The organism is Dickeya sp. Secpp 1600 (assembly GCF_003049805.1).
GTDB classification, from domain to species: domain Bacteria; phylum Pseudomonadota; class Gammaproteobacteria; order Enterobacterales; family Enterobacteriaceae; genus Dickeya; species Dickeya fangzhongdai.
On record NZ_CP023484.1, the window covers coordinates 4,599,650 to 4,622,468 of the forward strand.

25 protein-coding genes are annotated in these 22,819 nt (G+C 57.8%); 10 read left to right on the plus strand and 15 right to left on the minus strand.

What is annotated here, in order from left to right; translation table 11 throughout:
- Nucleotides 1–44: 44 nt before the first annotated feature.
- From rpsG to CPA59_RS20560, 6 genes are all read right to left on the minus strand, one after another.
- Nucleotides 45–515, minus strand: coding sequence for a 30S ribosomal protein S7 (gene rpsG, locus CPA59_RS20535; RefSeq protein WP_013319707.1), 471 nt, complete (start codon nucleotides 513–515; stop codon nucleotides 45–47).
- A 96-nt stretch (nucleotides 516–611) separates the two neighbouring features.
- On the minus strand, nucleotides 612–986 hold the full coding sequence (gene rpsL, locus CPA59_RS20540; RefSeq protein ID WP_012768095.1) for a 30S ribosomal protein S12: 375 nt from the start codon (nucleotides 984–986) through the stop codon (nucleotides 612–614).
- Nucleotides 987–1,118: 132 nt separating this feature from the next.
- Entirely contained in the window at nucleotides 1,119–1,406 is a 288-nt protein-coding gene (tusB, locus tag CPA59_RS20545) for a sulfurtransferase complex subunit TusB (RefSeq protein WP_038920400.1), read from the minus strand.
- Nucleotides 1,407–1,417: 11 nt separating this feature from the next.
- Nucleotides 1,418–1,777 carry a sulfurtransferase complex subunit TusC gene (gene tusC, locus CPA59_RS20550; RefSeq protein ID WP_049854209.1) on the minus strand — a complete coding sequence of 120 codons (360 nt, stop codon included), beginning with the start codon at nucleotides 1,775–1,777 and terminating at the stop codon, nucleotides 1,418–1,420.
- Between the two features lie 15 nt (nucleotides 1,778–1,792).
- Nucleotides 1,793–2,182: a sulfurtransferase complex subunit TusD gene (tusD, locus tag CPA59_RS20555; RefSeq protein WP_107760587.1), complete on the minus strand. Its 390-nt coding sequence runs from the start codon at nucleotides 2,180–2,182 to the stop codon at nucleotides 1,793–1,795.
- Nucleotides 2,182–2,904: a transcriptional regulator gene (locus CPA59_RS20560; RefSeq protein WP_013319711.1), complete on the minus strand. Its 723-nt coding sequence runs from the start codon at nucleotides 2,902–2,904 to the stop codon at nucleotides 2,182–2,184. The genes tusD and CPA59_RS20560 overlap by 1 nt, the downstream gene beginning before the upstream one ends.
- A gap of 182 nt (nucleotides 2,905–3,086) precedes the next feature.
- On the opposite strand from CPA59_RS20560, the gene eptA reads away from it, so the two are divergent.
- Genes eptA through pmrB form a run of 3 tightly spaced genes read left to right on the plus strand, consistent with a single transcriptional unit; the run spans nucleotide 3,087 to nucleotide 6,519 of the window.
- The gene (gene eptA / locus CPA59_RS20565) at nucleotides 3,087–4,730 is read left to right on the plus strand and encodes a phosphoethanolamine transferase EptA (RefSeq protein ID WP_038920403.1); all 1,644 of its coding nucleotides are present in this window, start codon (nucleotides 3,087–3,089) and stop codon (nucleotides 4,728–4,730) included.
- Entirely contained in the window at nucleotides 4,727–5,395 is a 669-nt protein-coding gene (gene pmrA, locus CPA59_RS20570) for a two-component system response regulator PmrA (protein WP_038920404.1), read from the plus strand. Before eptA ends, pmrA begins: the two co-directional genes overlap by 4 nt.
- Nucleotides 5,392–6,519, plus strand: coding sequence for a two-component system sensor histidine kinase PmrB (pmrB, locus tag CPA59_RS20575; RefSeq protein WP_107760589.1), 1,128 nt, complete (start codon nucleotides 5,392–5,394; stop codon nucleotides 6,517–6,519). Before pmrA ends, pmrB begins: the two co-directional genes overlap by 4 nt.
- 144 nt (nucleotides 6,520–6,663) lie before the next feature.
- Here the strand turns inward: pmrB and fkpA are convergent, their stop codons facing one another.
- Nucleotides 6,664–7,524 carry an FKBP-type peptidyl-prolyl cis-trans isomerase gene (gene fkpA, locus CPA59_RS20580; protein ID WP_038665034.1) on the minus strand — a complete coding sequence of 287 codons (861 nt, stop codon included), beginning with the start codon at nucleotides 7,522–7,524 and terminating at the stop codon, nucleotides 6,664–6,666.
- A 213-nt stretch (nucleotides 7,525–7,737) separates the two neighbouring features.
- Here fkpA and CPA59_RS20585 point away from each other — a divergent pair, with 213 nt between their 5' ends.
- A complete protein-coding gene (locus CPA59_RS20585; protein WP_038665031.1) occupies nucleotides 7,738–7,956 on the plus strand; it encodes a protein SlyX in 219 nt (72 codons plus the stop codon).
- Between the two features lie 69 nt (nucleotides 7,957–8,025).
- Here the strand turns inward: CPA59_RS20585 and CPA59_RS20590 are convergent, their stop codons facing one another.
- Nucleotides 8,026–9,069, minus strand: a complete 1,044-nt coding sequence (locus CPA59_RS20590; RefSeq protein ID WP_038665028.1) for an AraC family transcriptional regulator — start codon at nucleotides 9,067–9,069, stop codon at nucleotides 8,026–8,028.
- Nucleotides 9,070–9,221: 152 nt separating this feature from the next.
- Complete coding sequence (locus CPA59_RS20595) at nucleotides 9,222–10,238, minus strand: phosphotransferase enzyme family protein (protein ID WP_049854280.1); 1,017 nt, start codon at nucleotides 10,236–10,238, stop codon at nucleotides 9,222–9,224.
- Between the two features lie 373 nt (nucleotides 10,239–10,611).
- On the opposite strand from CPA59_RS20595, the gene eat reads away from it, so the two are divergent.
- Both eat and CPA59_RS20605 read left to right on the plus strand, forming a co-directional pair.
- Complete coding sequence (gene eat / locus CPA59_RS20600) at nucleotides 10,612–11,979, plus strand: ethanolamine permease (RefSeq protein ID WP_038665023.1); 1,368 nt, start codon at nucleotides 10,612–10,614, stop codon at nucleotides 11,977–11,979.
- A gap of 471 nt (nucleotides 11,980–12,450) precedes the next feature.
- Nucleotides 12,451–13,668, plus strand: a complete 1,218-nt coding sequence (locus CPA59_RS20605) for an oxalate decarboxylase family bicupin (RefSeq protein ID WP_100850235.1) — start codon at nucleotides 12,451–12,453, stop codon at nucleotides 13,666–13,668.
- A 64-nt stretch (nucleotides 13,669–13,732) separates the two neighbouring features.
- Here CPA59_RS20605 and slyD read toward each other — a convergent pair whose 3' ends face one another.
- The 4 genes from slyD to kefG all read right to left on the minus strand — a co-directional run bounded on the left by slyD (nucleotide 13,733) and on the right by kefG (nucleotide 17,094).
- Nucleotides 13,733–14,317 carry a peptidylprolyl isomerase gene (gene slyD, locus CPA59_RS20610; protein WP_038920409.1) on the minus strand — a complete coding sequence of 195 codons (585 nt, stop codon included), beginning with the start codon at nucleotides 14,315–14,317 and terminating at the stop codon, nucleotides 13,733–13,735.
- Between the two features lie 143 nt (nucleotides 14,318–14,460).
- Nucleotides 14,461–14,655, minus strand: a complete 195-nt coding sequence (locus tag CPA59_RS20615) for a YheV family putative zinc ribbon protein (RefSeq protein WP_038920410.1) — start codon at nucleotides 14,653–14,655, stop codon at nucleotides 14,461–14,463.
- A 78-nt stretch (nucleotides 14,656–14,733) separates the two neighbouring features.
- Nucleotides 14,734–16,539 (minus strand): glutathione-regulated potassium-efflux system protein KefB, encoded by a 1,806-nt coding sequence (kefB, locus tag CPA59_RS20620; RefSeq protein WP_038920411.1) that lies wholly within the window; start codon nucleotides 16,537–16,539, stop codon nucleotides 14,734–14,736.
- A gap of 3 nt (nucleotides 16,540–16,542) precedes the next feature.
- Entirely contained in the window at nucleotides 16,543–17,094 is a 552-nt protein-coding gene (gene kefG, locus CPA59_RS20625) for a glutathione-regulated potassium-efflux system ancillary protein KefG (protein ID WP_038665004.1), read from the minus strand.
- Nucleotides 17,095–17,218: 124 nt separating this feature from the next.
- Here kefG and CPA59_RS20630 point away from each other — a divergent pair, with 124 nt between their 5' ends.
- The gene (locus CPA59_RS20630) at nucleotides 17,219–19,138 is read left to right on the plus strand and encodes an ABC transporter ATP-binding protein (RefSeq protein ID WP_038921147.1); all 1,920 of its coding nucleotides are present in this window, start codon (nucleotides 17,219–17,221) and stop codon (nucleotides 19,136–19,138) included.
- Between the two features lie 51 nt (nucleotides 19,139–19,189).
- Here the strand turns inward: CPA59_RS20630 and CPA59_RS20635 are convergent, their stop codons facing one another.
- Nucleotides 19,190–19,795 carry a LysE family translocator gene (locus CPA59_RS20635; protein WP_038920412.1) on the minus strand — a complete coding sequence of 202 codons (606 nt, stop codon included), beginning with the start codon at nucleotides 19,793–19,795 and terminating at the stop codon, nucleotides 19,190–19,192.
- A 134-nt stretch (nucleotides 19,796–19,929) separates the two neighbouring features.
- On the opposite strand from CPA59_RS20635, the gene CPA59_RS20640 reads away from it, so the two are divergent.
- The 3 genes from CPA59_RS20640 (at nucleotide 19,930) to CPA59_RS20650 (ending at nucleotide 22,158) form a co-directional block, all read left to right on the plus strand.
- Nucleotides 19,930–20,928: a hydrolase gene (locus tag CPA59_RS20640; protein WP_049854212.1), complete on the plus strand. Its 999-nt coding sequence runs from the start codon at nucleotides 19,930–19,932 to the stop codon at nucleotides 20,926–20,928.
- The gene (locus tag CPA59_RS20645; protein WP_038664995.1) at nucleotides 20,925–21,161 is read left to right on the plus strand and encodes a YheU family protein; all 237 of its coding nucleotides are present in this window, start codon (nucleotides 20,925–20,927) and stop codon (nucleotides 21,159–21,161) included. Before CPA59_RS20640 ends, CPA59_RS20645 begins: the two co-directional genes overlap by 4 nt.
- Nucleotides 21,162–21,288: 127 nt before the next feature.
- Nucleotides 21,289–22,158, plus strand: coding sequence for a phosphoribulokinase (locus CPA59_RS20650; protein WP_038920414.1), 870 nt, complete (start codon nucleotides 21,289–21,291; stop codon nucleotides 22,156–22,158).
- A 43-nt stretch (nucleotides 22,159–22,201) separates the two neighbouring features.
- Here the strand turns inward: CPA59_RS20650 and CPA59_RS20655 are convergent, their stop codons facing one another.
- On the minus strand, nucleotides 22,202–22,609 hold the full coding sequence (locus CPA59_RS20655; protein ID WP_038664988.1) for an OsmC family protein: 408 nt from the start codon (nucleotides 22,607–22,609) through the stop codon (nucleotides 22,202–22,204).
- Nucleotides 22,610–22,819: the final 210 nt, after the last annotated feature.

Consider the following 22,819-nt stretch of genomic DNA (forward strand, 5'->3'; position numbering starts at 1 on the left):
CAGCCTTTGAAGCGCCCGCCGGGTTATTAACGTCTACGCAGGGATTACCAGCGGTAGTGAGCGAACGCCTTGTTGGCTTCAGCCATACGGTGAACGTCTTCACGTTTCTTCACAGCAGTACCTTTGTTGTCTGCTGCATCAGAAAGTTCGTTCGCCAGGCGCAAAGCCATGGATTTATCACCGCGTTTACGAGCAGCTTCAACGATCCAACGCATAGCCAGAGCATTGCGACGAACCGGACGAACTTCAACTGGAACCTGATAAGTAGAACCACCAACACGGCGCGACTTAACTTCGACAGTCGGGCGCACGTTGTCCAGTGCTGCTTCAAAGGCTTCCAGATGGTCTTTACCAGAACGCTGAGCCAGGGTCTCCAGCGCGGTATAGACGATTGCTTCTGCGGTAGATTTTTTACCATCTACCATCAGGATATTGACAAATTTAGCCAGCAGTTCTGATCCGAACTTCGGATCCGGCAGAATTTTACGCTGACCAATGACGCGACGACGTGGCATGGAAATACTCCGTTGTTAATTCAGGATTGTCCAAAACTCTACGAGTTTAGTTTGACATTAAAGTTAAAACGTTTGGCCTTACTTAACGGAGAACCATTAAGCCTTGGGCTTCTTCACGCCGTATTTGGAACGGGATTGCTTACGGTCTTTAACACCAGAGCAGTCCAGCGCGCCGCGTACGGTGTGGTAACGCACACCTGGCAGGTCTTTAACACGACCGCCACGGATCAGGATCACGGAGTGTTCCTGCAGGTTATGACCTTCACCGCCGATATAGGAGGTAACTTCAAAACCGTTAGTTAAACGAACACGGCATACTTTACGCAGTGCGGAGTTCGGTTTTTTCGGGGTGGTGGTATATACACGAGTACATACGCCACGTTTCTGCGGGCAGGCTTCCAGCGCCGGAACGTTGCTTTTAGCAACCTTCAGGGAGCGCGGTTTGCGTACCAGCTGGTTAATTGTTGCCATTCAAAAAGCTCCTGGTTTTTGCTTCGTAAACACGTAATAAATCACCCCATACCAACACAGAGGCAAAGTATGAGGACGCAGAATTTTAGGGCTGGCCGGGTAAGGAGTCAAGAAATATACAAAAAGGCGAAATTACCAGGCCAGTTGCCGGGAATGCAGGGCAGTTAATTGCACAAATTCAGTATAGTCAATCAACACAATTGTGGTGGAAATTTGCGCAATCAGGCCCCGAGCCTCAACATCCTCTTTCAGGGCATGCACTGTCGCGCCGGAGGATAACAGACGCTCGCCGCCGGGCGTGCCGGCCAGCGCGGCAATCACGCCGTCCTGCAGCAGCAGAATGGCATCGCCGTCGCCGACGTTGCGCAGCAGCGCATCCAGGTCGGTATGGTAAGGTGAATGAGCCAGAGTATGCAGCATGGGGTCACCGGTCAAAAGGTCAGGACGGTATCGTAAGTGTTCAGCGTGGCACGTAGCGCATCGGCCGCCAGCGGCTCCACATCCAGCACCCAGCGGGTTTCCGCCGGGATCCCGCGCTGACGCGCTGACGCCTCGCAGACATAGCAGCGTTCAACGTCATACAACGGCAGCACCCCGAAGGTGGCGATATAGTTGCGCATCAGGATCAGATCCGGCCGCTGGTTTGGGAGAAGCTGGAACACGCCGTCAGCGATAAAGAAAACCCCGATATCCTCGGTCAGCGCCGACATCGCCAGCAAGGCGTCCAGCCCTTCCCGACCGGCAGACGAACCATGAGGCGCCTGGGTAAATACGAAAGCAACTCGCTTCATCTTATTCCCCTGCGGCTAAAACTGAACGACGCGATCGCAGCGCAGTACCGACTGCGACAGCTCGCCTAATCCGCTCAGGGTAAACCCCGGCTGGAGATTCGCCCCCGCCAGCTGTAACTGTTCCGCCTGCTGCGCGTCAGTCACGCCGCGACGCAGCGCCGCCGCCACGCATACATTGAGTTCCACCTGATGGATCTGCGCCAGTTGCCGCCAGGCCCGCACCAGATCAAACTCGTCGCTGGCCGGCGCGGTAAGCTGGTTGGCGTTCAACACCCCTTCACGGTAGAAGAAAACGCTCTGCAGCCGATATCCTTGCGTCAGCAAAGCCTGCGCGAACTGAAACGCGCTGCTGGCTTGCTGCGTGCCATAGGCGGGCCCGGTCACCAGCAGGCAGTAACTCAGCATTAACGATCGTGCCCGCTGAAGTCGCCGCTCTTGAACTGACGGATATAGAGGTAGACGGTGTGCTTGGAAATATTCAGCCGGTCGGCCACCTGATTGATGGCGTCCTTGATATCAAAGATGCCTTTCTCATAGAGATTGAGCACAATCTGGCGGTTCTTGGCATTGTTGGAGACGTTGCGATCGGCGTTCACCTCTTCGATGGTGAATTCCAGCGTCTGCGCCACCAGCTCATCCACCGAAGACGCAAAGTTGACGGAGGATGCCACTTCCTTGATTTCAGGCGGCATGAAGGTTTGCATGATCTGCGAGAAGGGGACGTCGAGATTCATATTGATGCACAAAAGCCCGATCACGCGCTGTTCGCGGTTGCGGATAGCGATGGTTACCGACTTCATCAATACGCCGCTTTTGGCGCGGGTGAAATACGCTCTGGAAACGCTGCTGTCTTCGCCTGCCATATCGTGCAGCATGCGCAACGCCAGATCGGTAATGGGTGAGCCGATTTTCCGTCCGGTGTGCTCGCCATTGGCGATACGGACCGCCGAGCATTTCAGGTCGTCCAGCGAGTGCAGCACGATTTCGCAATGATCGCCGATCAGCATCGCCAGACCGTCGACCACTGCTTCATACGATTTCAGGATTTCATAATCCGTCTGCGTGAACGGACGCTGGTCCAGCAAATCAAGGTCATTGGATTCGCCAGTAACAAGCGAAGTAGACATGGCAGGCACCACCCTCAACGTCATTTATCATCGTATTGACAGGATTATCAGTCTATCAAATAACCCTTGCGTCGTCCTTTGTATTTCATGGCCGGACCAGCGTCACCTCTCTTAAGGTTGATTTAATTTATGCGGTTTAGAGTGCGACACATCATATTTCCCCGCATGGATGGCTATCCGCAATGTTTAAAATGTCTCGCCTCTCCCGCCCGGTCTGGAGCAGCTTTACCTATAATCTGGTGTTCGCTGCCTTCATTACCCTGATACAAAATATCGCCTACTACCGCCAGGTTTCGCATCTGGTCGCTATCAACACCTGGCGGGATGGATTATTCCTGGCCACCATGCCCGTCGTCATTTTCGCGGTACTGAATATTTTGTTCACCCTGTTGGCGATTTCCTGGCTGCGTCAGGGCGTGGTCGCCCTGCTGTTGGTGGGCGGCGCGGCGGTACAATATTTCATGATCAACTACGGCATCATCATCGACCGCACCATGATGCAAAACGTGTTTGAAACCAACATGGCGGAATCGATGGCGCTGGTGACGCCGCAGTACCTGCTCTGGTTGACGCTGCTGGGCCTTGTTCCCGCGCTGGGCGCGCTGTGGGTTAAAATCAAACCGACGCCGATAAGCTGGATAGCGATTGGCTCCCGCTGCTTCAGCATCCTGATGTCGATTGTCGCCATTCTGCTGGTCGCCACCTTTTTCTATAAGGATTACGCCTCGCTGATGCGAAATAATAAGGAGCTGGTGAAATCGCTGACCCCCAGCAATATTATTTTCGCCAACATTTCCTATTACCGTCATCACGCGCAAGCCAATTTACCGCTGGTGCAAATTGGGCTGGATGCGCATAAAAAGCCGCTGCCGAATGACGATGCCAAAAAGAATCTGGTGATTCTGGTGGTGGGGGAAACCTCCCGTGCCGAGAACTTTTCGCTCGGCGGCTACAGCAAACCCACCAACCCGCGGCTGGCCAACGACAATGTGATCTATTTCAGTCAGACGGCGTCCTGCGGCACCTCCACCGGGGTTTCCGTTCCCTGCATGTTCTCCAACATGCCGCGCGCCGGCTACGATGAACAACTGGCCGCCCATCAGGAAGGATTGCTGGATGTGCTGCAGCACGCCGGCGTCAACGTGCGCTGGCAGGAGAACGACGGCGGCTGCAAAGGCGCCTGCGATCGCGTGCCGAGCACGGATATCACCGCGCTGAATCTGCCCGGCCAGTGCATTGATGGGGAATGCCATGACGAAGCATTGTTCAGCGGCGTCGAAGATTACATCAATCAGTTGAACAACGACGGCATCATTGTGCTGCATACGATGGGCAGCCACGGGCCGGCCTATTATCAGCGCTATCCCGACGCCTTTCGAAAATTCACCCCAACCTGCGATACCAATCAGATCCAGACATGCTCGCGAGAATCATTAATCAATACTTACGATAATACGATTCTCTACGTAGACTATATTGTTGATAAGGCAATTAATGTCTTGAAAGGGCATCAGGATAAATTTAACACCGCTTTGGTTTATCTTTCCGACCACGGCGAGTCACTGGGCGAAGACGGGATTTACCTGCACAGCATGCCGTACGCGGTCGCGCCCACACAACAAACTCATATCCCGATGCTGATGTGGCTTTCCGGCGGCTATCAGCAACAGTTTTCCATCGACGACAGTTGCATGCGCAAGCAGGCCGGTCAGCAACGTTTTTCCCAGGACAATCTGTTCCATACCGTTCTGGGCATGTTTAACATTGCGACAGCGGAATATCAGGCGCCGCTTGATATTCTTCAACCGTGTCGGGGCACTTCATGAAACTTTTGATTGTTGAAGATGATACGTTGTTACAGGAAGGATTATTGCAGGCGATGCGCAACGAAGGGTATGTCTGCGATTGCGCTTCCACCGCCAAAGAAGCGGATGCCCTGATCACCAGCGCCCACTACAGCCTGGTGGTGCTGGATCTGGGGTTGCCGGATGAAGATGGCCTCACCCTGCTAAACCGCTGGCGGCGGAACCACTACCAGCAACCGGTGTTAATCCTGACCGCCCGCGACACGGTGGACGATCGCGTTACCGGGCTGGACGTCGGCGCAGACGATTACATGATAAAACCCTTTGCGCTGAGCGAATTTCAGGCGCGGGTCCGCGCGCTGATCCGCCGCCATCAGGGATCCAGCGACAGCTGGATCCGGGTAGACAACATCACGCTCGATCTCAACAATCAACAGGTCATGCTGGACGATAAACCCATCGTCCTGACCCCCAAAGAGTTCGCCATTCTGTCCCGGCTGATCCTCAAGGCCGGTTCACAGGTACACCGCGAAGTGCTGCATCAGGACCTTTACAGCTGGGACGACGACCCCTCCTCCAATTCGCTGGAAGTGCATATCCACAACCTACGGCAGAAGATCGGCAAAAATCGGATTAAGACCCTGCGCGGTTTCGGCTATCTGCTGACCAAGGGTGATCAGACATGAGGCTCATCCCCCGTTCTCTTCCGGATCGCACCACCAGCATCAGGAAGCAGCTGATCCTGACGCTTGGTTGTATCTTGCTGATTTGTCAGCTTATCAGCGTGTTTTGGTTATGGTACGAGAGTAAGGAGCAAATTCAGCTGCTGGTTAATCAGGCGCTGACCGAGCAATCGCGCGAAGACGATATCCAGTTCGAGATTTATGAAGCGATAGCCGCTCTCAGTCTGCCGGGCCTGGTCATGGTTACCGCCACCTTATTAATATGCGCACAGGCCATCAGTCGTCTTACACGCCCACTTACCGAACTGCAGCAGGAGTTGCAAAATCGGAGCGCCGAAAATCTGGAACCGCTCCAGCAACAAAGCAATCTCACCGAAGTCGCAGCCGTAATCGCCAGCATGAACCAGTTGTTTACGCGCTTTAGCGAATCGCTGCGCCGCGACCGGCTCTTCGCCTCGAACGTCGCGCATGAGTTGCGCACCCCGCTGGCCGGCATCCGGCTAAGCCTGGAATTGCACGAGCAAGTGCACCACATCGACTGCCAGCCATTAATCAAACGCGTCGACCATCTGACTAAAACCATCGAACAGTTGCTGTTGCTGGCTCGGGTCGGGAACGAACTCGCCGCCGGCCACTACGAGTCGGTGTCCCTGGTTGACGATGTGATTACGCCAAAACAGGAAGAGCTGGAGGAAATGGCGACCCTACGTCACCAGCAGCTCGACTGGCGGTCGGACACGCAAACCGGAACCGTACCGGGCAATGCGACGCTACTGCAGTTACTGCTGCGCAATCTGGTGGAAAACGCTTACCGGTACAGCCCGGAAAACAGCACCATTACCGTCAGGATCACCGACTATTCCAACGGCGGCTGTGAACTGGTCGTCGCGGACGAGGGGCCGGGAATCAACGAGTCCCAGGTGGGAGAACTGACCAAGGCGTTTGTACGTATGGATACCCGCTACGGCGGTATCGGGCTCGGGCTGAGCATCGTGACCCGCATCGTGCAGTTGCACCACGGCGAGTTCTTTCTGGAGAACCGGCGTGACCGCACCGGGACGCAGGCCCGCGTCGTTTTCAAGCGCCACAGCAATGGCATCATCTGCTACGAGGACGGCGCCGGCTGACCGGTTCGCTCCTGTTCACCCGCAACATGCAGTTGCCGGGCATACGCAGTACCGCCGCCCGTTAGGGCAAAAAAATACCGCCGGCTCTGATGAGCAGGCGGTATCACCATCGTGCCGACGCCGCCACCGGCGGCGGTCAGTCGATTACTGAGCGGCTTTCTTAGCCTTGTCGTCAGCCGGTTTTTCCGCTTTCGGCGCAGCGCCTTTAGCGTCGGCATCCGATTTGATGTCCAGCAGTTCGACTTCGAACACCAGCGTGGAGTTAGCCGGGATCCCCGGAACGCCCGCTTCGCCGTAAGCCAGCGCCGGCGGGATGACCAGCTTGATCTTACCGCCTTTCTTCACATGCTTGAGGCCTTCGGTCCAGCCCGGGATTACGCCGTCCAGACGGAAAGACAGCGGTTCGCCGCGCTTGTAGGAGTTGTCGAACTCGGAACCGTCAACCAGCGTACCTTTGTAGTTCACCACTACGGTATCGCTGTCTTTCGGCGCCGCGCCGGTCCCTTCCTTCTCTACCTGATAGAGCAGGCCGGACTCAGTTTTCTTCACGCCTTTTTCTTTGACGAAGGCATCACGGAATTTGGTGCCTTTATCCGCGTTGTCTTTGGCATCCTGCTGCATTTTGGCCTGAGCGGCTTCTTTCACACGGCCTTCAAACGACTGCAGGGTTTTCTCGATCTCTTCGTCAGACAGCTTGCTCTTGTCGGCAAACGCGTCCTGAACACCCTGAATCAGCTGTTGCTTGTCCAGTTTGATGCCCAGCTTTTCCTGCTCTTTCAGGGAGTTGTCCATGTAGCGGCCCAGCGACGCACCCAGTGCGTATGCTGCGGCTTCTTCATCGCTCTTGAATTTGCCCGCCGCCGCTTTCGCTGCGTCCGCTGCCGCTGGGGCAGAGGTTGCCGCCGCGGCATCAGTGGTCTTGGCCGCGTCCGCCGCCATAACACCCGTACTCAGCGCCAGTCCCATGGCTGCCGTCAGCAGTGTGACTTTAAACAGTGATTTCATCCATCTCTCCAACATTCGGAGCACCATGCCCCGGCAACATTAACATTTCGCCAGCTACTATAACGTTGCGCGCAAAGACAATACAACGACGCGCCGCACCGGATAGCGAAAAATTCTGAATGCCAGGATTTACGCCCGACGGCGTATGGTTTTGCTACCAGAACTTTCCGCTTTCTGACACACTCTGCGCACACTGCACGGGAGGAAATAAAGATGTCACTGTCAGCACTGGAACAACGGCTCGAATTACTGGAAAGTCGTCTGGCTTTTCAGGAGGTCACCATTGAAGAATTGAACCAGACCGTCGTGCAGCACGAACTGGAAATGGTCAGGCTGCGCGAACAACTGCGGCTAATGACCGAAAAACTGCGGGCGACATCGCCATCAATGATTGCGTCGCAGTCGGAAGAGACGCCGCCGCCGCACTATTAACCCAGTCGTCGTATGACCTAACCCTGTCATCGCTTAACCCGGTCATCGTGACCCGCCGATCGCGACAGACTATGCCTTGCGCCACTGCCGCGGGCTGATGCCGAACCAGCGACGGAACGCGCGGGAGAAAGCGCTGACCTCAGAGTAACCCAGCAGGAACGCCATCTCGGAAATCGACAGCTGACGCTGCTGCAGATAATGGGTCGCCATCTCGCAACGCACCTTCTCCACCAGTTGGGTGAAAGTAATGCCTTCGTCTTTCAGCCGCCGCTGCAACGACCAGCTCGATAGACCGATGTTTTCCGCCACCTCTTCCAGCGACGGCTCGCCTTGCGGCAACACCTGACGCAGTCGGGCGCGCGCCATATCCACCACGCTCTGCTGGGGAACGTCGCTGTTCAGCCGGCGCAGGGAATCCTGCACCACCAGCAGCAACAGCGGATCATGATCCGGCATGGCTCGCATCAGGTCGCGTTTGGGGATCAGCAGAGAATTGAACGGTTGATCGAAGTAAACCGGCGCGTCGAACGCCTTGCAGTGCTCATGCCACTGTTCAGGGCGAGGATGCTCAAAATGCACTTCCCGCGGCGCCCAGTTTTTGCCGGCCGCATGACGAATCAGGTTCAACATCATCCCCAGCGTCAGTTCCGCATCCTGACGGCAGTGCAGGATGGCGCCGTGACGCACCTGATAGTCGAAACGCCAGCAGTCGCCCTTGTCCACCAGACGGATCAGCGTATCGTGCTGATGAAAGGGAAAGGCATTGACTACGTTATGCAATGCCTGCTCCAGAGTGGCACTGCATAACCCAACATAGCCTATCAACCCCAGCGCCTGCGGCTTGAACTGCCGGCCGTAATGCAGCCCGAAATTATCGCAATCCGAATAGCGGGCGGCTTCCTCCAGCACCCGGCAGTAATTCACCAGCCCGACACTGAGCGTCGGGCAAGCCAGCAGTTCGGGGTTGATGCCGCTGATGCCCAGAATGCGGTCCGCATCACCGCCTTTTTCACCGATAAAATCGGTCAGGCCCGATGCGGCGGCGGCCAGAACGCCCCGGTGCCCGATGGGCAGCCCGGCGACCGGCGGCAGCCGAAAAGACGTGGTTTCCATGATTCCTGCCTCACACACAACCGACGAAATATCATAGACCTGCAATTTCCATACCATTCACAAGCCACTGATTTAACTGGCGTCGTAAGACAGAGCGGCACCACGGCGATCCCACGGTGCGCTGTTGTGGTGCAGTTGCCGCGACGATCGGCTCAGGCGCCGACCGGCAGCGCTTCCTTGTCCAGATAGCGACGACACAACCGCACGGTGTGATCGCTCCAGTCCGCTCCCAGGCCGATCGCCTGTTCGGTTTGGCTATGAGAACCCGCCCAGGCCATCAACTGGATACGACGCTGGATCAACAACGACGGGATCACCGCCCGATCCGCCTCGCTAAGCGGACAGACGCGCTGATAGCCGCTGAGCCAGCCTTCCACCCACGCGGGCGCGCTGGGGTGGTGCTCCACGAAACTGATCGCCGCCGCCAAATCGTGCAGATACCAACTGAAGCCGCAATCGTCAAAATCGATCACCCGGGTTTCGCCGTTCAGCAACAGCAGATTGGTCAGGCGCAAATCCGCGTGAATCAGGCCATAACGCTGGCTATCTTTGCCGTAGTGCGTTAGCGCGTCGCGCACCTGCGCCAGCGTTTCCTCGATGATGCCGTGGTCTTCCGCTTTCAGGTTGGGCGCGTCCTGCCAGCGTCCCCAGTGACCGTGCGCCCCCACCATGGTGTCATGGTCCCAGACCAGACGACGAAAGCCGCTCGGACGCGCCCAGCGGCGACTGTGCTGATGCAAACGGGCGGTGATCACGCCCAGTTGTTCAAAGGCGGCGGCATCGACTGCCGTGGTTGGCATCTCGCCTTCAATCCAGTGAAACAGCACCACATTGCGCACCGTGCCATCCGCCGTCGTCACCGTTTGCACCGTTTCGCCATCCAGCCCGGTCAGCGCCTGCGGCACCGTAATCCCTTCTTCCCGCAACGCATCCAGCCAGGACAGTTCGCCGGCAATATCCTCGCGCTGATGATAGCCAGGCCGATGAATGCGCATCGCGTAACGTTTACCGCCCGCGACCAGCCGATAGGTGGCGTTTTCCGAACGACACAGCAGGGCGAGCTGCCCCTGCAATGCAGGTGGGTAACGTGTCATGGCCAGCGCGGCCAGTTGGTCCAGGGTGGTGTTATCAAGGGTATCGTACTGCTCTGCCATGTACTGCTCTGCCATGTCCTGTTCTGCCATACGTGTTATCTCATCCAAAGAGGGCCAGACCGGGTGCTATCCGGGTGATCGGCTCTCAGGATGTGATCACTCCCGTTACGATGCTTGACGTCGCAATGCCGCAAATTGACCGTACGCGACACCTCCCGGTCGAATTCCCCCGGTTTGACCGCAGAGCGCAAAAATCTCCGCGCGGATGTCAAGTCGCCGGCCGACCGTCAGCGGCATTATCGAAACATGCGGACCTAGCGGGCGTGCCCGTCGCAGACAACAGCAAACGGTTGTTACAACCCGATGGTTTTTATAACTAACTGATTCTTATAAATAGGGGTGATGAAAACCGGCTGTTTTCATCCCGCGTCTTGTAGGGGAGAGCGTCATGACAATGCAGTTAAAACCCACCCTGGGTACGCTTCATCTGTGGGGAATCGCCGTCGGTCTGGTGATTTCCGGCGAGTACTTTGGCTGGAGCTACGGCTGGGGCGTGGCGGGAACATTAGGCTTTCTCGTCACTACCCTGATTATCGCCGCCATGTATACCTGCTTTATTTTCAGCTTTACCGAGCTGACCACCGCCATTCCTCACGCCGGCGGCCCGTTCGCTTACAGCCGCCGCGCCTTCGGCGAAACCGGCGGCCTGATTGCCGGCATGGCGACCCTGATCGAGTTCGTCTTCGCCCCGCCGTCGATCGCGATGGCTATCGGCGCCTATCTCAACGTGCAGTATCCGTCGCTGGATCCGCGCTACGCGGCCACCGGGGCTTATCTAATCTTCATGACGCTGAATATTCTGGGCGTGAAACTGGCGGCGATGTTCGAACTGTTTGTCACCGTGCTGGCGGTCATTGAGCTACTGGTGTTCATGGGCGTGGTGGCGCCGGGTTTCAGCATCAGCCACTTTGTCGCCAACGGCTGGGCCGGCAGCGATAATTTCGGCAGCCCGGCTATCTCCGGCATCTTCGCCGCCATTCCTTTCGCTATCTGGTTCTTTCTGGCGATTGAAGGCGCCGCCATGGCCGCCGAGGAAGCCAAAGATCCGCAGCGCACCATCCCCAAAGCCTACATCAGCGGCATCATCACGCTGGTGGTGCTGGCGCTCGGGGTCATGATTATGGCTGGCGGCGTGGGCGACTGGCGCACCCTGTCTAACATCAACGACCCATTGCCGCAGGCGATGAAAGCCGTGGTGGGTGAAAACTCCGGCTGGATGCACATGCTGGTGTGGATCGGGCTGTTCGGGCTAATCGCCAGTTTCCACGGCATCATCCTCGGCTATTCCCGCCAGTTCTTCGCGCTGGCCCGCGCCGGTTACCTGCCCGCCGGTCTGGCGAAGTTGTCCCGTTTTCAGACGCCGCACCGCGCCATTCTGACCGGCGGCGTGATTGGCATCGCTACTATCTTCAGCGACAGTTGGATCAACCTGCAGGGGATGAGCCTGACCGCCGCGATGATCACCATGGCGGTGTTCGGCGCCAACGTAATGTACATGATGAGTATGCTGAGTCTGTTCCGCCTGCGTCGTACCGAACCGGGCCTGCATCGTACTTTCCATGCGCCGGGCTATCCGATCATCCCGGCTATCGCACTGGCGCTGTCCGTGGTGTGCCTGATAGCCATGCTGTGGTTTAACCCGGTGATTGGCGGCTTGTTCATCGTGCTGATGCTGACGGGCTACAGCTATTTCCTGATGACGCGTTCCCAGCGCGACAATGCCCCGCAGGACGCAATGCTGATGGGAAAAGAGTGACCGGCGTCGCTGACTGATGTGCTTTCAACGCCTCCCACGGGAGGCGTTGGGTTTTCATGATGATGCGGTTTTTATGATGGACGGTTTTGCCCGGACGGGTACACAACGTGTAAACGAGTATGACTGAACCACATCGGCCTGATTTATCCCCCCAACCAACCCGCCCAAGCTGTTTTTATCAGAACGTGCTCTTCATAAAACAAAAAAGACACATTAATTAAACAAAAAATCAACCAGCCTGTTTTTTCACCATTACTCACCGCAAACACATAAATTATATTTATATTTATTGCCAACACATCCTTACAACTCGCCTTCCCTAAAGGGATGAAACGACATCTCTCCACCACAAGAATAAATAACGTTTAACTGTAACCGGCTGTGGGTAGTGATGTGCCCACACGGAAAAACACATTCGAATGATACCCACGTCAATCATGACACCACGATCACTCAGCAAGGGAGTCGCTAATGAATGCATTAACTCGTCGAAACTTTATGGCGTTTACTGTCGGTGGAACCGTCGCGCTGGCCGCCGGTAAACTGCATGCGCAAGACAACGCCATTCCGTGGACCGGCAACGGCCAGGGCGGTAATGATCCCGGCCCGCAAAACCCGCTGCGGCAAGCGCAGAACCCGGACCTGGTCAACCCGCCACTGACCGACAACGGCACCCTGCCCAACCTGCGTTTTTCTTTTAGCGACGCACACATACGCAAAGGCAGCGGCGGCTGGACGCGTCAGGTGACGCAGCGAGAACTGGGCATTTCCACCACCATCGCCGGCGTTGATATGCGCCTCAACGCCGGCGGCATCCGTGAACTGCACTGGCACAAGGAAGGCGAATGGGCTTATATGCTGTACGGCAATGCCCGCATCACCGCCATCGACGCCGAGGGACGCTGGTTTGTCGACGATCTGGGCGTCGGCGATTTATGGTACTTCCCGCCCGGCGTACCGCACTCGATTCAGGGATTGGGGCCGGATGGCTGTGAATTTCTGCTGGCGTTTGACAGCGGTAACTTCGACGAAGACAGCACCTTTTTACTTAGCGACTGGTTCAAACATGTACCGCCGGAGGTGCTGGCAAAAAACTTCGGCGTACCGGTAGAAACCTTCAGCCATCTGCCCAGCCCGTCCGAAGAGTACATCTTTGCCGCGCCGGTGCCGGGGTCGATCGACAAAGGCGCGTTTGGCGGCGCCGGTCAGGTCGCCAACCCATTCAGTCACCGCATGCTGGCGCAAACCCCAATCAAGATGAAGGGTGGCACGGTGCGCATTACCGACTCCTCGGTGTTCAAAGTGTCCAAAACCATCGCCGCCGCGCTGGTGGAGCTGGAGCCCGGCGCGATGCGGGAACTGCACTGGCACCCCAACAATGACGAATGGCAGTACTATCTCGAAGGGGAAGGACGGATGGGGGTATTTGCTTCGTCCGGGCAGGCGCGAACGTTCGATTTTCGGGCCGGCGACGTCGGTTATGTGCCGTTCGCTATGGGGCACTATGTGGAGAACACCGGCACCACGCCACTACGCTTTCTGGAACTGTTCAAGAGCGACCACTACGCGGACATCTCCCTGAATCAATGGCTGGCGCTCACGCCGCCGACACTGGTGGAACAGCACCTGCATCTGAACGACACGTTCATGCGTTCACTGCAAAAAACCAAAGCGCCGATCGTGCCCTGACAACTCAACCCCTGACACAAAAAAGAAAAAGGCCGCAAACGCGGCCTTTTCGGGGAAGGGCAAATCAGTGGTGGCAACCGCAGCCGCCGTTACCGCCGCAACCGCCTTTACCGTGGTCATGATCGTGGTCGTGATCATGACCGTGGCCGCCGCAGCAACCGTCGTGATCGTGGTCATGATCGTGCGCGCCGTGTACATGGCCGTGCGCCAGTTCTTCTTCCGTCGCTTCGCGGATAGCGACCACTTCCACGTTGAATTTCAGGTTCTGACCCGCCAGCATGTGGTTGCCGTCAACCACGACGTGATCGTCCTGCACTTCGGTGATTTCTACCGGCACCGGACCCTGATCGGTATCGGCCAGGAAACGCATGCCGACCTGCAGCTCGTCCACGCCGACAAACACGTCTTTCGGCACGCGCTGAACCAGATTGTCATCATATTCGCCGTAGGCATCGTTGGCGCCGACGCTGACGTCAAAACGCTCGCCCACATCGCGGCCTTCCAGCGCTTTTTCCAGACCGGAAATCAGCGAGCCGTGACCATGCAGATAGTCCAGCGGTGCGCTCACCGGAGACTCATCAACCAATACACCATCTTCCGTACGTACCTGATAGGCCAGGCTGACCACCAGGTCTTTTGCTACTTTCATGATATCTCCTAGCGTTGGAAATCGATTTTGCGCAAATTGTAGCGGAAAAACGTCCCCATGTACTGTCCGGGATAAAAAAACTGTCTGCGATAAACTATCCCGGCAAAGCTGGCCGGCAGCAATGACTTAAGGCTTGTGTCGCCCTATTCCGGGCGAAACATACCGATGATTTCGCCGGCAGGCGGGGTGGCGGCTTTTGGCGGCGTTTCCGACTGGCTCTGCTGATAACCGCAGTGCACGCACACCACCACCTCATCGTCGCCCTCGCGCCCCACCGCCAGCGTATCCTGCGAGTGGCACTTCGGGCATACCGCCCCGGCAATAAAACGTTTCCGCATGGTTGCCCTCCGGCTCCCTTTCTTGATGTATCCTGATGGTCTGCGTTCGCGGCATACTGCGGTACGCCGCGAATGCGCCTAGTGTTCGTCCCAGTCGTCCGGTCGACGTCGCTCACGCAGCATTTCGCGCTCGAAGATATCCTCCAGCTCGCGGCGGGCTTCCTTAACGCGGGAAATCTGCGCCACATCGCCTTGGCGCTGCGGCATCAGTTCGCGCAGCATGCGCATGTCGAGCCGCCGGAAATGCTGTTGCGCCCGGTAAGCCTGATGGGGATGCATCCCTAATGAGATCAGCGTTTTGCGGCCCAGCTCCAGCGCGCTGGAGAAGGTTTCGCGCGAGAACTGCGTCACGCCGACCTGCAAAAACTCGTGCGCCTCCACACGGCCGCGCGCACGGGCCAGAATTTCCAGGTGAGGGAAATGCTGCTGGCACAGATGCACGATGGTCATCGCGTCTTCCGGCTCATTACACGTAATCACGATGGACTGAGCCTGTGCCGCGCCGGCGGCGCGCAACAACTCCAGCTCGGTGGCGTCGCCGTAATAGACCTTGTAGCCGTAGCTGCGCATCAGGCTGACGGCGCTGATATCGCGCTCCAGCACGGTGATGCGCATTTTGTTGGCCATCAGCAAACGGGCGATCACCTGCCCGAAACGACCGAATCCCACCACGATCACCTGCGGCTCATCGTTTTCCACGTACGGCGTTTCGTCCGGCTCTTCCTGCGCATTGAAACGGCGCGCCAGAATACGGTCGATCAACTGCATCAGGATCGGCGTCACCATCATCGACAGGGTCACCGTCACCAGCAGCAGCGGCAACTGCGCCCCTTTCAGCACTTTGTGGGTGGCGGCGGAGGAAAACAGCACAAAAGCGAATTCACCGCCCTGACTCAACACCCCGGCGAACTGCAGGCGTTCGGAGGAACGCAGCCCGTACAACCGCGCCAGCAGGTACAGAATAAACCCTTTCACCACCACCAGGATCGCCACGCCCGCCAGCACCATCAGGATATTGGCGTACAGCACGCCGAGATTGAGCGACATCCCTACCGAAATGAAGAACAGTCCCAGCAACAGCCCTTTGAATGGCTCAATGGAAATTTCCAGTTCATGACGGTATTCGCTTTCCGCCAGCAGGACGCCGGCAATAAAGGTACCGAGCGCCATCGACAGCCCCAGCGCGTCCATGAACAGCGCGGAGCCCAGCACCAGCAACAGCGCGGCGGCGGTAAACACTTCCCGCACGCCCGAGGCGGCGATAAAACGGAACAGCGGACGCACCAGATAGCGGCCGCCGATCAACATGCCGCCGAACGCCACCACCTTCAGCACCACCTGACGCCAGTCATCCAGCTCGCCCTGCACGCCCGCCATCACCGGAATCAGCGCCAGCGCCGGGATCACCGCCAGGTCCTGAAACAGCAGCACGGAAAAGCCGAGCTGGCCGGACTCGTTGCGGTTCATGCCTTTTTCGCGCATCAGCTGCAGCGCGATGGCGGTGGAAGACATCGCTAGTCCAATACCGCCAATCAGCGCCGCCTGCCAGGAAAACTGGCTCAGATACAGCGCGCCGCCCAGCACCGCGGCGCTCAACAGCACCTGCGCCGCGCCGGTGCCGAAAATAGAACGCCGCAGCCGCCACAGCTTGGCCGGGTCCAGTTCCAGACCGATGATAAACATCAGGAACACCACGCCCAGCTCGGAAAAATGCAGGATGGCTTCCACATCACGAATGAAGCCTAACCCCCACGGACCGATGGCGATACCGGCCAGCAAATACCCCAGCACCGCGCCGATTCCCAAACGGGCGGCAATCGGCACCATCAACACGGCAACAAACAGAAACAGCACGCCGGCATTCAGCAAAGAAGAGGTTTCCATGTGCTAGGATTCTCCACGCGGAAATGGCGACGCCAGCCAGTCGCCATAGGCTCTGGCATGCTCTTGCAATACATCCGGCGGTAGGCGCCGGGCCCAGTAAATCACCAGCGGCGACAGCCAGTGCATGTGGCACATGGTCGCCGTCATTTCAAACGGTCTCAATACGTCATCCATCGTGTAACGATTCACACCCGAAGACCGGTAAGCGTCTTGCTGCTCGCCGGTCGTCACCACCGATCGCCAGTATTTTCCGGCAAGCGCATTACCGCCGACCCCGTTGGCAAAGCCGCGGGTCAGCACCCTATCCAGCCACTCTTTCAACAAAGCCGGGCAACTGTAGGTATAAAGCGGATGCTGAAACACGATCAGCTGATGCTCGCGCAGCAACTGCTGCTCATGATGAATATCGATAAAAAAATCAGGATAGTGCGCGTAAAGATCGTGCACGGTGACATGCCCGAGCTGGCGGGCGGATTGTAATAACAGCTTATTCGCGACCGAATCCTGGGATTCCGGATGGGCAAACAGCAGCAAAATTTTTGGTGGCTGCGACATCATTCCCCTCCAAAGCGTCGTCATTGCAGGTATTTTCGGCTACCATGCTGCGCAGCAATAAAACAGGACACGGCAGTCCTGATACCCGATCGGTAATTTAACATATTTGAACATTTGGCGCGTTATGATTGTTTTCTCCTCCTTGCAAATTCGACGCGGTACCCGGGTACTGCTGGACAACGCCACCGCTACCGTCAACCCCGGCCAAAAAGTCGGCCTGGTCGGTAAAAACGGCTGTGGCAAATCAACCCTGTTGTCGTTGCTGAAAGGGGAAATCAGCGCCGACGGCGGCAGCGTAACCTTTCCGCAAAACTGGGCGCTGGCGTGGGTCAATCAGGAAACCCCGGCGCTGGCGCGATCGGCGATTGATTACGTGATCGACGGCGACCGCGAGTTCCGCCAGTTGGAAGCCGACCTGGACGCGGCGAATGCCCGCAACGACGGCAACGCCATCGCCACCCTGCACGGCAAGCTGGACGCCGTTCAGGCCTGGTCGATTCAGGCCCGCGCCGCCAGCCTGCTCAACGGGCTCGGCTTTCAGCAGGAACAGTTGCAACAGCCCGTCAGCGACTTCTCCGGCGGCTGGCGTATGCGCCTGAATCTGGCGCAGGCGCTGATTTGCCGTTCCGATTTACTGCTACTCGACGAGCCGACCAACCACTTGGATCTGGACGCGGTGATCTGGCTGGAGAAGTGGCTGAAGAACTATCCCGGCACGCTGGTGCTGATCTCCCACGATCGGGATTTTCTCGACCCGATCGCCAACCGGATTCTGCATATCGAGCAGGAAACCCTGTTCGAATACACCGGCAACTACACCTCGTTCGAGCAGCAGCGCGCCACCCGCCTGTCTCAACAGCAGGCGATGTACCAGCATCAGCAGGAGCGGGTCGCCCACCTGCAGCACTACATCGACCGTTTTCGCGCCAAAGCCAGCAAGGCCAAGCAGGCGCAAAGCCGTATCAAGATGCTGGAACGCATGGAGCTTATCGCCCCGGCCCACGTCGACAACCCATTCCGCTTCAGCTTCCGGGCGCCGGAAGCGTTGCCCAACCCGCTGTTGCGGATGGAAAAAGTCAGCGCGGGCTACGGCGACCGTCTGATTCTGGATTCCATCAAACTCAATCTGGTGCCCGGTTCGCGCATCGGGTTGCTCGGCCACAACGGCGCCGGGAAATCGACGCTCATCAAGCTGCTGGCGGGCGAGCTTCAGCCGTTCAGCGGCGACATCGGCCTGGCCAAAGGCGTGCGTCTCGGCTATTTCGCCCAGCATCAGTTGGAGTTCCTGCGTCCCGACGAGTCGCCGTTGCAGCACCTTGTCCGGCTGGCGGAACGGGAAACCGAGCAGCAGTTGCGCGACTACCTCGGCGGTTTTGATTTCCGGGGCGACAAGGTGACCGAGCCTACCGAGCGCTTTTCCGGCGGCGAGAAAGCACGGCTGGTGCTGGCGCTGATCGTCTGGCAGCGCCCCAACCTGCTGCTGCTCGACGAACCGACCAACCACCTGGATCTCGACATGCGTCAGGCGTTGACCGAGGCGTTGATCGACTTCGAAGGCGCGCTGGTCGTGGTGTCTCACGATCGTCACCTGATCCGATCCACCACCGACGATCTCTATCTGGTGCACGACCGCAAGGTCGAACCGTTTGACGGCGATCTGGAGGATTACCAGCAATGGCTGCTGGATGCGCAGAAGCAGGATAACGCAACGGAATCCGCTTCCAGAGACAACGCCGCCAACAGCGCTCAGTCGAGGAAGGATCAGAAACGGCGCGACGCCGAGCTACGCACGCTGACCCAACCGCTGCGCAAGCAGATTACCCAACTGGAACAACAGATGGAGAAACTGCAAACCGCGCTGACCGCAGTGGAAGAACGCCTGGCCGACAGCGCGCTTTATGACGTCAGCCGTAAAAGCGAACTGACCGAGTGCCTGCAAAAGCAAAGCGCGACGAAAGCGGATCTGGAAAACGCCGAAATGGCCTGGCTGGATGCGCAGGAGCAACTGGAGCAGTTGCTGCGCGACGCGGAAAGCCAGGGGTAAAAACCCGACTTCACGTCCAAACGGCGGGCAACGTACGGCCCGCCGCACCCATCAATGCCAGATCATCAGCACGCAGGTCGCCGTCAGCAACCCCATCGCGAGATTGAAAATCTTCCAGGCGCGCGGGCTACGCAACAAGCGGCCGATCATCGCGCCGAATCCCAGCCAGATAACCCCAGCCACGAAATTGACGCACACCATCGCAATGCTGATAGCCACCACCGACCCTGCGTAACCGTCGCCTGCCAGGCTAAACCCCGCCACCGCGCCCAACGCCATCAGCCAGGCCTTCGGATTGAGGAATTGCAGCAACCCGCCCTGATACAGCGGTATCGGCGCCGACGGCGCGGTGTCGGTATCCAGTTTTTCATACGCCGCGGTGGCGATCTTCCACGATAACCATAGCAGATAGGCGCTGCCCAGCACCTTCAACGCCAAATGCAGCGACGGATAAAGCAGGATCACGCTCCCCAGCCCCAGCGCCACCAGCAGCAACATGCTTTGCATGCCGACCATGATGCCCAGCATCAACGGCATAGAACGCAATACGCCAAAATTGGCGGCGGAGGCGGTAAGTAGCATATTATTGGGGCCGGGCGTAATGGCGGCGACCCACAAGAAACCGAGCATTGAAAGAAACAGACTGAAGTGCTCCATGAAACGACAATCCTGTAACAGAAGGGACGTCACAACCTAGCAGCGTGATGTGATGCAGACAAGCTTTTCGCGATGCCGCTACAGGCATCGCCGCCACGGGCATCACGACACCTTTTCATCATGGCTTTCTGGTTATGAATAATTCTTCTCACCGTAGCGAGTGTTTTCAGCCCTTGCCGGGCGTGCGCAATCCCCATCTGCAGACTCTGCTGCCGCGCCTGCTTCGACGCCATCCGGCGCTGAAACCGGTCTGGCAGCGGCTGACTATGCCGGACGGGGATTTTGTCGATCTCGCCTGGAGCGAAACGCCGGCTCAGGCGAAACACAAACCTCGCGTGGTGCTGTTTCATGGTCTGGAGGGCAGTTTCCACAGCCCTTACGCCCACGGGTTGATGACCGCCTGCCAGCGGCGCGGCTGGCTGGCGGTGGTGATGCACTTTCGCGGTTGCGGCGGGCAGCCCAACCGCCTGCCGCGCGCCTATCACGCCGGCGAAACCGAAGACGCCCGCTATTTTCTGCACTGGCTGAACCAGACGCTGGGCGCCGCGCCCACGGCGGCGGTCGGGGTATCGCTGGGCGGCAACATGCTGGCTTGCCTGCTGAGCGGTCAGGACGCGCCCGGCACGCTGAACGCCGCGGCTATCGTCTCCGCGCCGTTGATGCTGGAGCCTTGCAGCCACCGTCTGGAGCACGGCTTTTCCCGGCTGTACCAGTCGTATCTGCTTAATCTGTTGCGCCGCAGCGCCCTGCGCAAGCTCTCCGCCTACCCCGGCAGCCTGCCGATTTCCGCCGAACGGCTACGTCAGGTACATCGCCTGCGGGAGTTTGACGACCTGGTGACGTCACAACTGCATGGGTTTACCGGCGCGACGGACTACTACCGGCGCAGCAGCGCGCTGCCGCGGTTATCGCACATCCGCCAGCCGTTGTTGATCATTCAGGCCAAAGACGACCCGTTCATGACGCCGGCCGTGATCCCCGATACATCGCAATTGCCGGCCAACATCGACTACCAACTGACGGAATGCGGCGGCCATGTCGGCTTTGTCGGTGGGTCATGGCGCAAACCCGAACTGTGGCTGGAACACCGTATTCCCGACTGGTTTACCCCTTATCTGGAGCAGAACGCATGATCATTCCCTGGCAAGAACTGGCGTCGGAAACGCTGCAAAACCTGATTGAATCGTTCGTCCTGCGCGAAGGGACCGACTACGGCGAGCAGGAGCGAACGCTGGATGAAAAAGTGGCCGATGTACGCCAGCAACTGGCGCAGGGCGACGTGGTGTTGGTCTGGTCTGAACTGCATGAAACCGTCAATATCATGCCCCGCAGTCAGCTCAGCAGCGGTGAACGGTATCAGCCCTGAATCAATCGCTTAAAAACGTAAATTGGCGTGTCACCGCGGTATAAACATGCTAACAATTATCAGATATCTCTGACCGGAGTTGGCACCATTCACCGGAGGTTGCACCATTCACCGGAGGTTGCACACCATGTCGCACCAGCATCCAATTATCGCGGTCACCGGCTCCAGCGGTGCGGGGACCACCACCACCAGTCTGGCGTTTCGCAAGATTTTCCAGCAACTGAATCTTCGCGCCGCGTTGGTGGATGGCGACAGCTATCACCGTTACACCCGGCCGGAAATGGATATGGCGATCCGCAAGGCGCGGGATTTGGGCCGCCACATCAGCTATTTCGGGCCGGAAGCGAACGACTTCTGCCAGCTAGAACACTCCTTTATCGAATACGGCCACAGCGGCACCGGCCAGACCCGCAAATACCTGCACACTTACGACGAGGCGATTCCCTACAATCAGGTGCCGGGCACCTTCACCCCGTGGGAGCCGATGCCGGAACCGACCGATCTGTTGTTCTACGAAGGGTTGCACGGCGGCGTAGTCACCGACCAGCACGATGTGGCGCAGCATGTCGACCTGCTGGTCGGCGTGGTGCCGATCGTCAACCTGGAGTGGATTCAAAAGCTGGTGCGCGATATCAACGAGCGCGGTCACTCCCGCGAAGCGGTAATGGATTCCGTCGTACGTTCGATGGAAGATTACATCACCCACATCACTCCGCAGTTTTCCCGCACGCATATCAACTTTCAGCGCGTGCCGACGGTGGACACCTCCAACCCGTTTGCCGCCAAAGCCATTCCGTCGATGGACGAAAGTTTTGTGGTCATCCACTTTCAGGGGCTGGACCACATTGATTATCCCTACCTGCTGGCGATGCTGCAGGGTTCGTTCATTTCCCACATCAACACGCTGGTGGTGCCGGGCGGCAAAATGGGGCTGGCGATGGAGTTGATCATGATGCCGCTGGTGCAGCGGTTAGTAGAAGGTAATCATATTGATTAAGCGACGCGGCGGGCGGTGAAGTTAGCCGCCGCGTGCAGGCAATTCAGTCGAGCGCGATCACTTCGTGGCTGTGGGTAATCGTCACCGCCTTCTCCAGCATCAGCGCCACGGAGCAGTATTTCTCCGCCGACAGCGACACCGCGCGCTCTACCGCCTTGTCGTTCAGCCCCTTGCCGGTAACGATAAAGTGCAGGTTGATGGCGGTGAACAGGCGCGGCGCTTCCGCACGGCGTTCAGAGGTCAGACGCACTTCGCAGTCCGCCACATCATGACGGCCTTTCTGCAGGATAGACACCACATCAATGGCGCTGCACCCGCCTGCCGCCATCAGCACCATTTCCATCGGGCTGGGGGCTTTATCGCCGGCGTTACCGTCCATCAGCAACTGATGTCCGGACGCGGATTCGCCAAGAAACGTTAACCCTTCAACCCATTTCACCCGAGCCTGCATAAGTTTGCCCTCAATCAATTATTTTTGAAATTTTACACCGCTTATGTACAAAAAAGCCTGATAATCAGAGCTTAATCATGCTGAAGCGAGACAACACAAGACACTACACTCAACCTGTGTTACAAACGAAGAAGTAAACCGGTGTATGTTGAGCCTCTGCAAGACCCGCAGCCGGCTTACTGGCGTCATCCGATAGACAGCCTCAGTATA